Source organism: Chachezhania sediminis (genome assembly GCF_009765275.1).
In the GTDB taxonomy this organism is placed as follows: Bacteria; Pseudomonadota; Alphaproteobacteria; order Rhodobacterales; family Rhodobacteraceae; genus Chachezhania; species Chachezhania sediminis.
Genome location: NZ_VOPH01000015.1, coordinates 1 through 11,143, shown reverse-complemented (window position 1 = coordinate 11,143; position 11,143 = coordinate 1). Strand labels below are relative to the sequence as shown.

The 11,143-nt window shown below is 65.7% G+C and carries 13 protein-coding genes; 4 read left to right on the top strand and 9 right to left on the bottom strand.

Features of this window, described 5'->3' with window-relative positions; translation table 11 throughout:
- The first annotated feature begins 194 nt into the window (after positions 1–194).
- The 3 genes from FQK05_RS23790 (at position 195) to FQK05_RS23780 (ending at position 3,084) form a co-directional block, all read left to right on the top strand.
- Entirely contained in the window at positions 195–1,118 is a 924-nt protein-coding gene (locus FQK05_RS23790) for a PHP domain-containing protein (protein ID WP_158971693.1), read from the top strand.
- Between the two features lie 173 nt (positions 1,119–1,291).
- Complete coding sequence (gene pobA, locus FQK05_RS23785; RefSeq protein ID WP_158971691.1) at positions 1,292–2,461, top strand: 4-hydroxybenzoate 3-monooxygenase; 1,170 nt, start codon at positions 1,292–1,294, stop codon at positions 2,459–2,461.
- A gap of 95 nt (positions 2,462–2,556) precedes the next feature.
- A complete protein-coding gene (locus FQK05_RS23780; RefSeq protein WP_158971689.1) occupies positions 2,557–3,084 on the top strand; it encodes a MarR family winged helix-turn-helix transcriptional regulator in 528 nt (175 codons plus the stop codon).
- A gap of 153 nt (positions 3,085–3,237) precedes the next feature.
- Here FQK05_RS23780 and FQK05_RS23775 read toward each other — a convergent pair whose 3' ends face one another.
- The 7 genes from FQK05_RS23775 to FQK05_RS23745 form a co-directional block, all read right to left on the bottom strand.
- The gene (locus FQK05_RS23775) at positions 3,238–4,698 is read right to left on the bottom strand and encodes a cobyric acid synthase (protein WP_158971687.1); all 1,461 of its coding nucleotides are present in this window, start codon (positions 4,696–4,698) and stop codon (positions 3,238–3,240) included.
- 127 nt (positions 4,699–4,825) lie between these two features.
- Positions 4,826–5,764 (bottom strand): NUDIX hydrolase, encoded by a 939-nt coding sequence (locus tag FQK05_RS23770; protein WP_199252759.1) that lies wholly within the window; start codon positions 5,762–5,764, stop codon positions 4,826–4,828.
- A 47-nt stretch (positions 5,765–5,811) separates the two neighbouring features.
- The gene (locus FQK05_RS23765) at positions 5,812–6,207 is read right to left on the bottom strand and encodes an NUDIX hydrolase (RefSeq protein WP_158971685.1); all 396 of its coding nucleotides are present in this window, start codon (positions 6,205–6,207) and stop codon (positions 5,812–5,814) included.
- A gap of 6 nt (positions 6,208–6,213) precedes the next feature.
- Positions 6,214–6,696 (bottom strand): CYTH domain-containing protein, encoded by a 483-nt coding sequence (locus FQK05_RS23760; RefSeq protein ID WP_158971683.1) that lies wholly within the window; start codon positions 6,694–6,696, stop codon positions 6,214–6,216.
- Positions 6,696–7,457, bottom strand: a complete 762-nt coding sequence (locus tag FQK05_RS23755; RefSeq protein ID WP_158971681.1) for a ParA family protein — start codon at positions 7,455–7,457, stop codon at positions 6,696–6,698. The genes FQK05_RS23760 and FQK05_RS23755 overlap by 1 nt, the downstream gene beginning before the upstream one ends.
- Positions 7,458–7,459: 2 nt before the next feature.
- Positions 7,460–8,986 (bottom strand): CHAD domain-containing protein, encoded by a 1,527-nt coding sequence (locus FQK05_RS23750; protein WP_158971679.1) that lies wholly within the window; start codon positions 8,984–8,986, stop codon positions 7,460–7,462.
- Positions 8,983–9,192 carry a hypothetical protein gene (locus FQK05_RS23745; RefSeq protein WP_158971677.1) on the bottom strand — a complete coding sequence of 70 codons (210 nt, stop codon included), beginning with the start codon at positions 9,190–9,192 and terminating at the stop codon, positions 8,983–8,985. The genes FQK05_RS23750 and FQK05_RS23745 overlap by 4 nt, the downstream gene beginning before the upstream one ends.
- A gap of 166 nt (positions 9,193–9,358) precedes the next feature.
- Between FQK05_RS23745 and FQK05_RS23740 the strand changes: the two genes are divergently transcribed.
- Positions 9,359–10,063 (top strand): lysophospholipid acyltransferase family protein, encoded by a 705-nt coding sequence (locus tag FQK05_RS23740; RefSeq protein ID WP_158971675.1) that lies wholly within the window; start codon positions 9,359–9,361, stop codon positions 10,061–10,063.
- A gap of 79 nt (positions 10,064–10,142) precedes the next feature.
- On the opposite strand, the gene FQK05_RS23735 is transcribed toward FQK05_RS23740, so the two are convergent.
- Both FQK05_RS23735 and FQK05_RS23730 read right to left on the bottom strand, forming a co-directional pair.
- Positions 10,143–10,826, bottom strand: a complete 684-nt coding sequence (locus tag FQK05_RS23735; RefSeq protein WP_158971673.1) for a CatB-related O-acetyltransferase — start codon at positions 10,824–10,826, stop codon at positions 10,143–10,145.
- Between the two features lie 194 nt (positions 10,827–11,020).
- The coding region (locus tag FQK05_RS23730; protein ID WP_456064406.1) for an EF-Tu C-terminal domain-related protein at positions 11,021–11,143 on the bottom strand (123 nt) is incomplete at its 5' end.

Genomic DNA, 11,143 nt, shown 5'->3' with positions numbered 1-11,143 from the left:
ATCCCCTGCCCGTTCGACACCGCGCCCGTCGGCACGTCGCGACGTCACGCCGGGTGCGTCGCCGGGAAAATGCAGTCTCTTCTGGCGAATATGGCCGGGACTTCCTTAATCATGCGGTTAGCGCCGCATGCGTCACCGAACTGTCACCATCGGTGGGCATAGCGCCGCCTGACAGACCTGAAGGAGACCGAACCATGACCGACAAGATGTTTGCCGCCCCCGGGCGGTTCTGGCGCGGGAACCTGCACACCCATTCCAACCGCTCCGACGGGGCGCTGGACCCGGCAGAGGTCTGCCGCCGGTACGAGGCGGAAGGATACGACTTCCTGTCCCTGACCGATCACTTCGTGGGCCTGTTCGACTATCCGATCACCGACACCAAGGCCTTTCGCAACAACCGCTTCACCACCATCCCCGGCGCGGAACTGCATTCCGGCGCGATGGAGAACGGCGAATTGTGGCACATCCTGGCCGTGGGCCTGCCCGAGGACTTCGCCCCCGGCAATTCCCCCCATTTCCGGCCCGTCGACGGCCAGGAAACCGGTGCGGAAATCGCCCGCCGCGCGCGTGACGCGGGGGCCTTCGTCGCCATCGCCCACCCGGAATGGTCGGGTCTGACGACCGAGGACGCCCGCACCATCGAAGCCGCCCATGCCGTCGAGATCTACAATCACGGCTGCGCCATAGCCTGCGACCGGCCGCACGGGTTCTACACGCTGGACCAGCTTCTGACCGAAGGCCGCAAGCTGGACCTCTGCGCCACCGACGACGCCCATTTTACCGAGCCCGACCATTTCGGCGGCTGGGTAATGGTGAAGGCGGAAGAGAACGATCCCGACGCGCTGGTCGAGGCCCTGAAGGCCGGGCACCACTATTCCAGCACCGGCCCGCTGATCCACAACGTGGTCTGGGAAGACCGTCATGTCGTGGTGGAAACCAGCGCTGTCGCCACCGTGATCGTACAGGGCAAGGGCAGCGCCTCGACCGCAGTGCATGGCGACAGCATGACCCGCACCCGCGTGCCGCTGGACCGTTTTGCCGCTTCCCCCTGGGTCCGCGTCACCGTTATGGACCGCGCCGGCAAGCGCGCCTGGACCAACCCCGTCTGGCTGGGCTGACCCCGTACGGCACCCTGCCGGGCCCCGGGCCCGGCAGGGTGCCGCCCACAATTTTCATCCCGTAGGGAATCGTCTTGACGGATTGCGTGCGTGAAATTAGTTGACACCTCAACCAAAATGACGATCCTTCAAAGGCGCATCCACGCCGAAGGATAACGGGAGGAGAACCTAACATGCGGACGCAGGTCGCAATCATCGGAGGCGGTCCGTCGGGCCTTCTGCTGGGGCAATTGCTGCACAGGCAGGGGATCGACGCGGTGGTTCTGGAACGCCAGACCCGCGACTATGTCCTGGGCCGGATCCGGGCCGGCGTGCTGGAAGAAGGCTTCGTCGATCTGATGGCAGAGGCCGGGGTGGCCGACCGGATGGAAAAGGAAGGCATCCGTCACGACGGCACCGTGATGGCCTTCGGCGAACACCAGGTCCATATCGATTTCACCCGCCATGCCGGGCGGCCCGTGATGGTCTATGGCCAGACGGAGGTCACGCGCGATCTCTACGATGCCCGCGCCGCTGCCGGAGCCACGACACTGTTCCAGGTCGAGGACGTGACGCTCTGCGATCTGGAGACCGGCAAACCTTATGTCCTCTTCCGCCACGAAGGGCAGGAGAAGCGGATCGACTGCGATTTCGTGGCCGGCTGCGACGGCTTTCACGGGGTCAGCCGCAAAACCATCCCCGACAACGTCCGGACCGAGTTCGAGAAGGTCTATCCCTTCGGCTGGCTGGGCATCCTGTCGGAAACCCCCCCGGTGCACGACGAACTGATCTATTCCAATTCCGAACGGGGCTTTGCGCTGTGCTCCATGCGCAGCCACACCCTTAGCCGCTATTACGTCCAGTGCCCGCTGACCGACAAGGCCGAGGACTGGTCCGACGATGCCTTCTGGGCGGAACTGAAGCGGCGGATCCCGTCGGAACACGCGGCGAACCTGGTCACCGGCCCGTCGATCGAGAAATCCATCGCGCCGCTTCGGTCCTTCGTGTCGGAACCGATGCGCTGGGGGAGCCTGTTCCTGTGTGGCGACGCCGCCCATATCGTGCCGCCGACCGGGGCCAAGGGGCTGAACTCGGCCGCGTCGGATGTGTACTATCTCTATCACGGGCTGCTGTCGCACTATCTGGAAAAGGACGGCGCCGGGCTCGAAGCCTATTCCGAAAAGGCGCTGGCGCGGGTCTGGAAGACACAGCGGTTCAGCTGGTGGATGACCTCGCTTCTGCACCGTTTTCCGGACCAGGGGCCGTTCGACCTGAAAATGCAGGTGGCCGAAATGGCCTTCCTGGCGGAAAACGACGATGCGCAGGCGACGCTGGCGCGCAACTATGTCGGGCTTCCATATTAGGCCCGTGTGATGGATGATGTCCTGACATCAGGAGACAGGACATTGGCCCGACCCCACTTGGCCCCCCGCGCGGCCCGAAATGACCCGGGTCGGCGATGAACGAACAGTCGCCGCCCCGCCGCAAAGCCCCGCCCCATCTGTGTCCCGATGCCAGGCTGTCGACCTCCACCAAAGTGGTGGACGGCCGGCCGGTGATCGATACGGAAAGCTATATCCCCTATTACCTGACGGCCGTGAACAGCGCCCTGACCGCCGGCGCTTCGGCCGTGTACCTGCGGGATTTCGGGATCGGTGTGACGGAATGGCGAGTGCTGTCCACCCTGGCCGCGGATACCGGTCTGTCGGCCGTGAACATCGCGGAACATCTGTCGATGGACAAGGGCGCGGTCAGCCGCGCGCTGCGCCAGCTGGAACAGCTGGGATATGCCACCACCGAACCGGCCGAGAATGACGGCCGCCGAAGGATGCTGGCCATCACCCCGACCGGTCTGTCGATCCACGACCGCATCCTGGCCGTGGCACTGGAACGGGAACGCGACCTGATCCGCGGCGTGGACCCCGAAGACCTGGAGGCCTTCCTTCGGGTGATGCGGATCCTGCGCCTGAACGTCCGGGCCCTTTAGGCGACGGTCCGCAACAGGTCGTCGCCCGAACAGCGAAACGGTTCAATCGGCCCGTTGCAGAAGCAGCATGAAAGGTGGCGGCCGGCCCAAGGGGGCTGGGCTGTCACTGCCCGGCAGACCGCCGGGCGGGAACTTTCGTTCCACGGCGCATTTTCAGCGCGCGGCGGCCAGCAGGCCGTCCACGTCCAGATGCGCCTCGACATGGGCGGCCAGCGCGTCCAGCGTCGCCTCGACCCCGGCGTCATAGTCGCGGCCTTCGGGCTCCGCGCCCACCATCTGCAGGAAGGCCCCCCGAAACGCGTTGTCTGAAAAGAGGCCATGCAGGTAGGACCCCATCACGCGCCCGTCGGCGCTGATCGCCCCTTCGGGCCGGTCGCCGACCATCGCGAAGGGCCTGCCCGTGTCCGCGCCGGAGGTCCGGCCGATATGGATCTCATACCCGTTCACCGGCGTGTCGGTCGCGACATGCCGCGCCGCGGTCAGGGCCAGGCGCTTTTCCGGGACCATGTCGGTCGCCACGTCCAAGAGGCCCAGGCCTGGCGTGGACCCCGGTGCGCCCTCGATCCCGTCCGGATCATGGACCGCGTGGCCCAGCATCTGGTAGCCGCCGCAGATCCCCAGGATCCGGCCGCCCCGCCGGCGATGCGCGGCAAGGTCGACATCCCAGCCCTGCGCCCGCAGGAAATCCAGGTCGCCCCGCGTGGACTTGCTGCCCGGCAGGATCACCAGGTCGGTATCGCCGGGCAGGACTTCGCCCGCCCGCAGGATCCGCAGCGACACGCCGGGTTCCTGCGCCAGCGGGTCCAGGTCGTCGAAATTCGCGATCCGCGACAGGCCAAGGCAGACGACGCGGAAGGTCCCCTCGGATTCGCGGGCCTTCAGGTCCAGCGCATCCTCGGCCGGCAGCTTCCAGGCGTCGGGAAACCAGGGCAGCACGCCGAACCCGGGCCAGCCGGTGCGGTCGACCGTATAGGCATAGCCGTCGTCAAAAAGCCGTGGGTCGCCCCGGAACTTGTTCACCAGGAAGCCCGCGATCTGCGCCCGGTCCCGGTCGTCCAGCACCGCCTGCGTGCCCACGATCTGCGCGATCACGCCCCCCCGGTCGATATCGCCCACCAGCACCACCGGCACGTCGGCAGCACAGGCAAAGCCCATGTTGGCGATGTCGTTGGCACGCAGGTTGACCTCTGCCGGGCTGCCGGCGCCTTCGACGATCACCAGGTCGTGGGCGGCGCGCAGCCGGCCAAAACTGTCGAGCACCGGCGCCATCAGGTCGCGTTTCGCGCTGAAATAGTCCCGCGCCCCCAGCAGCGCCCGGCGTTTGCCCTGCACCACCAGTTGCGCGCCAGTATCGGTTTCGGGCTTCAGCAGGATCGGGTTCATATCCGTGTGCGGCGCCAGTCCGGCCGCCCGGGCCTGCAGCGCCTGGGCGCGGCCGATCTCTCCGCCATCGTCGGTTACGGCCGCGTTGTTCGACATGTTCTGCGGCTTGAACGGTGCCACATTCAGCCCGCGAAGGCGCGCCGCGCGGATCAGGCCTGCAACCAGCATGGACTTTCCCACGTTGGACCCGGTGCCCTGCAGCATCAGCGCCCGGCCGCAGGGCGCGGTCATGCCCGGCCCCCGGGAACGAACGGGTGAAGCGTCAGGAACATCCGGGGGCCTCGCGTCGGTGAAACATGCCGATGACCTTGAACAGCAGCGCGCGGCGAAAGTCGATGGCGTTCGCCCGGGCGCCCCGTCACAGGCCGGCGACGAAGCGGTTCACGATGGAGCGCAGTTCCGGCTGGTCCAGCATCTTCGCGGCCTTCTTTGCCGGAACCCAGCGGCGGTCCCGGTTGTGCTCTTCCCAGTCCGGGGCTTTCAGCACACGGGTAACCTTCATCGGGTAGACGGTCACGCTGCACCGCCCGCCCCATTTCTGGACCTCGTAACGCCCGATCGATGCCTCGCCCACGGTGCCGCGAACGCCGGCCTCTTCCTCGGCCTCGACCGCGGCCGAGGCCTGGGCGGTCATGCCCGGTTCATGGATGCCCTTCGGCACCAGCCAGTGATCGCCGCTGCTGGAGGAAATCAGCAGCACCTCTGCCCCGTTCCGACCGCGGCGATAGGGCAGGACGGCAGACTGGGTATAGTAATAGGCCGGGCGAGGGCGCCGTTCGGGGCCACCGGGACCGGGAAAGGGAAAGTCTTCCGGCAGGGTGCCTGCCTGGACGCTGGCAACCCGCTTCGCGATGCCGGGCCGCAGGGGCGCACCCACCGGCAGGGACAGGTGACACAGCGATCCGGGCGGGAACTGGTCCGGCGTCCAGTTCAGGTCGGTCAGGCTGCACAGCGGCGCCAGACGTTCGCCCGGGGCCACGACCAGAAGGCCGCCGCAACCGGCGCCCGTTTCCCGCAGGCGGCGCAGCGCGGACAGGGCTGTCTGCGCCACGTCTTCGCCGTCCTGGATATCCTGGGCCGAAAGCCCCGCGGCCTTCAGCGCCTTTTCAGCCGACACGCAGGCCAGCAAGGTCCGGTCGGCCACCGTCACCGCAGGCCGCAGGCCCTGTTCGGCCATCCACACGCCCAGGCGCTGCATCCAGCGTTTACCCCGGGTCTTCAGCGGCCGGTCCTCTTCGGCCCCTTCCCACCGGCGCTTGGCCGGCCCGGGGGCAATCAACACGAGATCGAGGCTCATCGCCTCACCTCCTCTCACTTGCAGGGCGGCGCGCGGGTCCGGCGTCCTCAGGCGACCCGCCGCCATTCCTTCACGCAGCGGCGCAACTGCGGGCAATCGACCAGCTTTTCAGCCCGCTCGGGCGAGACAAGGATGCGGTCCCGCTGCTTCTGTTCCGGCCAGCGCTTCAATACCTTGTCCACCCGCAGGACATAAAGCGTCAGATCGATCTTACCGCCGGATCGCAGGATGACCCTGCGGAAGGCAATACGTTTGTCCAGCCGACCGACCAGACCCGCCTCCTCGAACGCTTCCTGCAGGGCCGAGCCGCGCCGGCCCTTGCCGGGGATGCGTTTGCCCTTCGGGAAGATCCACGCTCCTGAGGTCCGGCTGGTGATCAGGACAAGCTGCGGTCTGCTTCCGCGTTTCACGTAAGGCAGCACGCCATATTGTTTCGTCGGCATCGGAACTCAATCTTGAAGGAAACTGTTCACCGCCTGCGCCAGCGCCTTGTTCTTGAACCGCTTGTCCCGGGTCACGTCGGGGCCGAACCAGTCGGGCGGCTGGAACCCGTTCGCAGCCTCTTCCGTATCGAATTCGACCTCGACCAGCATCAGGGGCGCCAGGGTGCCGGTGAAGATATCCAGTTCGAACACCCGGCCTGCCTCCAGATCCCCCGTCCAGCGTTCCTTTTCCACCCGCCGCCCTTCGGTCGCGGGCCACAAGGTGTCGAACTGCGCCCGGCTGATCGGCATTTCGCGTTCGCCGCGGGTCAGCCCCTCGCCCGATTTCAGCGTCAGGAAGTAACGATCGTTGATCTGGCGCACCCGCAATTCGACCGAATCGTCGGGATGAGTCAGATAACCCTGCCGAACCTCGGCCCGGCGCACACCGTCCAGTGACGGCCGCCTCGAAACCAGGAACTTGCGTTCGATTTCCGTCGCATCCGCCATCATTTGCCCGCCTTCAGTCCCAGCCGGTCCTGCAGATCCTGCCACAGCCCGGCATAGGCCTTGCCCGCCGGGCGCGTCGCGGCAAAGGTTCCGACCGGCGCCCGGTGTACGCCCATCTTCTCGACATCGGCCGAAAAGGGCAATGCAGTGTCCAGGAACAGCTTGCCGTATTCGGCGCGCAGCCGCTCCATCGTTTCCGTATGCAGCTTCTTCGACGACTGGACCATGGAAAAGAACGGCGCCAGTTTCCTTCGGTCCAGTCCGTGGTCCTTGAAGAAGTCCAGCAACTGTTCCAGCGTCCGTTCCGACAGGGTCGTGGGGATCACCGGCACCACGATCAGTTCCGCCGCCTTGAACACGCTTTCCGACAGGGCCGAGATATTGGGCGAACAGTCCAGCACGATCAGGTCGTAATCGTTGTCGACCGCCTTCAGCGCTTTCTTCAGCCGCGACTGGCTGTTCTTCATCCGGCTCAGGAAGATGTCGAAATCGCGGAAGGTCATGTTGGCCGGCAGGACGTCCAGATTGTCGAAATCCGACCCGCGGATCGCCTTGATGAACTTCTGTTCGTCTTTGAAGAACTTGTCTTCCACCAGCTTCTTCGACGGCTTCACCCGGAAATAGAAGCTGGATGCGCCCTGCGGATCCAGGTCGCAGATCAGCGTCTTCAGACCGGCCGCGGCCGCCGCATAGGCCAGATTGACCGAGGTCGCGGTTTTGCCCACGCCGCCCTTGTTGCTGTAACAGGCTATGATCCGCATGGTCAGACCTCCGATTCCTTGAACATGGCCCGGAACGCGAGCTGTACGTCTTCGCTGTCGAAGTGGGCGAAACTTGAAACAACCCTGGCCCGTTCTTCCAGCTGCCGTCGGTGCAGGATGGCGATCAGGGCGCCGATGGACTTGGCGATGGTCACGTCCTGTTTCCGCACGCCACTGCGGCTGTCCAGGAAGTCCTGAAGCGACGCCTGCTGAACCGAATAGTCGTTGAAAAGGCCAAGGTTGTCCTGCAGCACCTTCAGGGGCTTGATCAGCGCCTTGATGTCGGCGGCCGGGAAGAGCGGTGCGAAGAACTCCATCAGGTAGCGCAGTTTCTTGCAGTGGATCCGCAGCTCGTGCACGTCCTCGTCCGGGGTCGTGTCGTCGATGGCGCGGGCGATCTTGCACACCTTGCGATAGCGCTTCCAGATCAGTTCGCAGGCATAGTCATGCGCCAGACGGTCGGCCGCGGGGCCCGGCTCCAGCCCGGTCGCGCCATCGAATTCCGCCTGAAGCGCCGCCATCTGGCGGGCATAGGTCGCGCTGCGCAGGCGCCGGGCGACCTGCTTCTGCACCGCGTTCCGTTCTTTGGCGAACTGGGCGAACATGGCGGTCAGCCCGTCGTGCAAAGTTTCGGGCAGCAGGTCGAAATAGGTGTCCTTTTCCAGCAGGTAGACATCCAGGTCCCGCAGCCGCCCCGTCGGCGCCATCAGGTCGGAAAAGACGGTCTTCAACCGGGCCGTTTCCGCGTCGGAAAAGACGCCCCTGAACAGGCTGATCACCGACCGGATCTTGCGCAGCGCCACGCGATAGTCGTGCAGGAATTCGGTATCGTGGTCGGCAATCGTGCCGTCCTCGTTCCGCCGTGCCACTGCCAGGTAGGCGCGCATGATGTCGGTCGCCGCCTGAAAGGCCGTTTCCCCGCCCGTCATGCCGACATCGGGCTTGGGATCGTAATCCAGGGTATCCGGGAAGAGGCGCGCATAAAGGTCCCTTACCTCCATCTCCGGCCCCTTGGAGACATCCTGAACCCGGCTGCCCAAAGCCTCGAAAGACTTCTCGTAGCCGCGCAGGGGCTGGAGAGAGACCAGCGTCACCTTCTTGCCTGCCCCGTCCGGCACCAGCGTCGAAAAGCGCACGCGGGCGTGGGTCTTGTCTTCGTCGTCCTTGGCGACGGCAGCGGATTGGCGAAGCTCTCCCCGCCCCACGACCAGCAGGCTGCGCAGCGGCTCCAGGCCCGACAGCGCGTCCTTGACCGGGCCATCGGCGAAATCCGCCACGAAATTGCCCGACCGTTTCGCCGCCTGCGTCCGCACCACGCCGCCCGGTTGCATCAGCTGCAACTGGCCGCCGGTTTCGATCAGGACCGATCCCGCCTTGCGCACCGCCTGGTCGAAGGTGTCCAGCAGCACGAAACCCGCGGTCTCGCCCGCTTCGGGCGTGTCCAGCACCAGCTTGCCCAGCCTGTCGCCCATCGCCTCGGCCGTGACCGCACCTGCGAGGATCATGATGTCACTGTTGTCGGAGGTCATTTGTCCTGTTTCTTCGTTCTTGAGAGATAATCGTCGATCAACGCCTCGACGATCTTCTGGACCGAGCTGTTTTCCTCGATGGCGCGGATCTTCAGGGCCTTCAGCGTCTTCCCCTCCAGCCGCAGCGACGTGTTCTTGCGACCGTCCCCGCAGTCCTTGTCCCTGGCCTTGTCCGCCTTCGCTTCTGCACCCTTGCTCTTTGCCATGGCTCCACCCGATGCGTCATGACGTCATGATAGCAAGTGTATATACATTCCTCAACCCGTCCCATTGGGGTGGCGGCGATTCGCACGGCCCGGCCCGAAGGCCGGAACCGATTGCACTGCCTGCCCCATCGTCTATGACAGGCAGACAAGATCCCGGAGCCGTCCGATGAGCCTGCGCAAGAAGATCGCAAACAGTGCCGCCCTGAACAATGCCGTCGAATGGCTGGTCGCGGGATATCTGCGCCTGGCCCAGGCGACATCCCGATGGGAGCGCGTGGGCTATGAAGAGATGGACCGCGCGGGCGAGAACGGAGAGCCGATCATCGGCGTCCTGTGGCACCAGCGGATCATGGCCGCGCCGTGGCTGTGCGACCTGTCGCGCCACCGGATGTGCACCCTGACCGCCGACGCCCGGGCCGGACGACTGGCCGGCAACGTGCAGGCGAAGCTGGGGATGGAAAACATCTCGATGAGCTCTCACAAGCGCCATGTCGCGCTGACCCGCACGGTGATCGAGAAAATGCGCGAAGGCTGTTCCATCGGCATCGCCTGCGATGGGCCGCGCGGACCGGCGCGGGTATCGTCGACGGTGCCGATCATCTGGGCCCGCACCACCGGATCGCGGGTCTTCATGGTGGCCTTTTCCGCCCGCAAGGTTTTCGTCGCCGGCAGCTGGGACAAGATGTTCCTGCCTCTGCCCTTCAGCCGCGGCGTCATGATGTGCCGGGAATGGACCGAAACCGTCCCCCGCCGCGCCAGCGCAGAGGATATCGAGGTCTACCGGCAAAAGCTTCAGGATGCGCTGAACGACCTGACAGCCGAGGCCGACCGCTATGTCGGCCGCGTGCCCGAGGAATTGCCGACGCCGTAGGGCCGGGCGGGATTCACCCCGCCGTCCCCACACCGGCCACACGGTCGCGACCGGCTGGGTGCGTGGTCCCAACGCACCGTTACCCGCGCGAAGAAACCTCCCGCGCCACGGCCTCCAGCCGCGCCAGATCCCCCCCGCAGATCGCGGCCTCGGCCCCTTGGATCGCCTCGATGGGCCAGTCCCACCAGGCGATCTCCAGCAGCCTTGTGATGGTTGCCTCGTCGAACCGCCGCCGCAGGACCTTGCCGGGATTGCCGGTGACAATGGCGTAGGGCGGGACGTGTCCCGCCACCACCGCACCGGCCCCGATGATACAGCCCGACCCGATCACCACCCCCGGCAGGATCCGCGCGCCCTGCCCGATCCAGACATCGTGGCCGATCACGGTATCCGCCCCGGGCCCCGGCAGCGACGGCGGCCGGGGGCCTTCGGGATCGACCCCGGTGAAGACGGCGAAGGGGAAACTGGAAAACCCGTCGTAGCGATGATTGGCCGACGCGGTGATGAACAAGGCCCCGTCCGCGATCTGGCAGAACCTGCCGATCACCAGCCGTTCGGCCGAAAAGTCGTAGAGATAGGGCGCCAGCTTCGCCGCCCAGTCGGTCTCGGGCGTCGCGTCGAAGGCGCTGGCATAGGAATAGTCGCCGACCTCGATCCGGGAATGGCGGATCGCGGCCTTCAGGAAGACGGTGCCTTGATGGACAGTCCCGTCCGGCAGGGGAATCGGATGGACCGTGTCGGGGGACGGGAAATCGGCGGGCACGGGATCCTCCTTCCAATGCGCGAATGTGAAAAAAGGGCCGGATGTCCGGCCCTTTTCTATCGGTCGTGGCGGGGTGAACCCCGCCTCACGTCGGTATCGTTCGTCAGTGCCCGGCTTTCAGGGTGCGGGCTCTCGTCGATTTCCTTTCAGGAAACCGACTGCTGCCCGCCAGTCGAAAGGCAGAGCCTTTCGACTTACTCGATGATCTTTGCGACGACGCCTGCGCCGACGGTGCGGCCGCCTTCGCGGATGGCGAAGCGCAGGCCGTCTTCCATGGCGATCGGCGCGATCAGCTCGACCGTGAAGCCGACGTTGTC

What these genes read in the sequence shown, in the direction of transcription:
- FQK05_RS23775 (WP_158971687.1), bottom strand. Translation starts at nt 4,698, where the DNA reads ATGACCGCGCCCTGCGGCCGGGCGCTGATGCTGCAGGGCACCGGGTCC.
- FQK05_RS23740 (WP_158971675.1), top strand. Translation starts at nt 9,359, where the DNA reads ATGAGCCTGCGCAAGAAGATCGCAAACAGTGCCGCCCTGAACAATGCC.
- FQK05_RS23755 (WP_158971681.1), bottom strand. Translation starts at nt 7,457, where the DNA reads ATGCGGATCATAGCCTGTTACAGCAACAAGGGCGGCGTGGGCAAAACC.
- FQK05_RS23790 (WP_158971693.1), top strand. Translation starts at nt 195, where the DNA reads ATGACCGACAAGATGTTTGCCGCCCCCGGGCGGTTCTGGCGCGGGAAC.
- FQK05_RS23760 (WP_158971683.1), bottom strand. Translation starts at nt 6,696, where the DNA reads ATGGCGGATGCGACGGAAATCGAACGCAAGTTCCTGGTTTCGAGGCGG.
- pobA (WP_158971691.1), top strand. Translation starts at nt 1,292, where the DNA reads ATGCGGACGCAGGTCGCAATCATCGGAGGCGGTCCGTCGGGCCTTCTG.
- FQK05_RS23770 (WP_199252759.1), bottom strand. Translation starts at nt 5,764, where the DNA reads ATGAGCCTCGATCTCGTGTTGATTGCCCCCGGGCCGGCCAAGCGCCGG.
- FQK05_RS23780 (WP_158971689.1), top strand. Translation starts at nt 2,557, where the DNA reads ATGAACGAACAGTCGCCGCCCCGCCGCAAAGCCCCGCCCCATCTGTGT.
- FQK05_RS23765 (WP_158971685.1), bottom strand. Translation starts at nt 6,207, where the DNA reads ATGCCGACGAAACAATATGGCGTGCTGCCTTACGTGAAACGCGGAAGC.
- FQK05_RS23750 (WP_158971679.1), bottom strand. Translation starts at nt 8,986, where the DNA reads ATGACCTCCGACAACAGTGACATCATGATCCTCGCAGGTGCGGTCACG.
- FQK05_RS23745 (WP_158971677.1), bottom strand. Translation starts at nt 9,192, where the DNA reads ATGGCAAAGAGCAAGGGTGCAGAAGCGAAGGCGGACAAGGCCAGGGAC.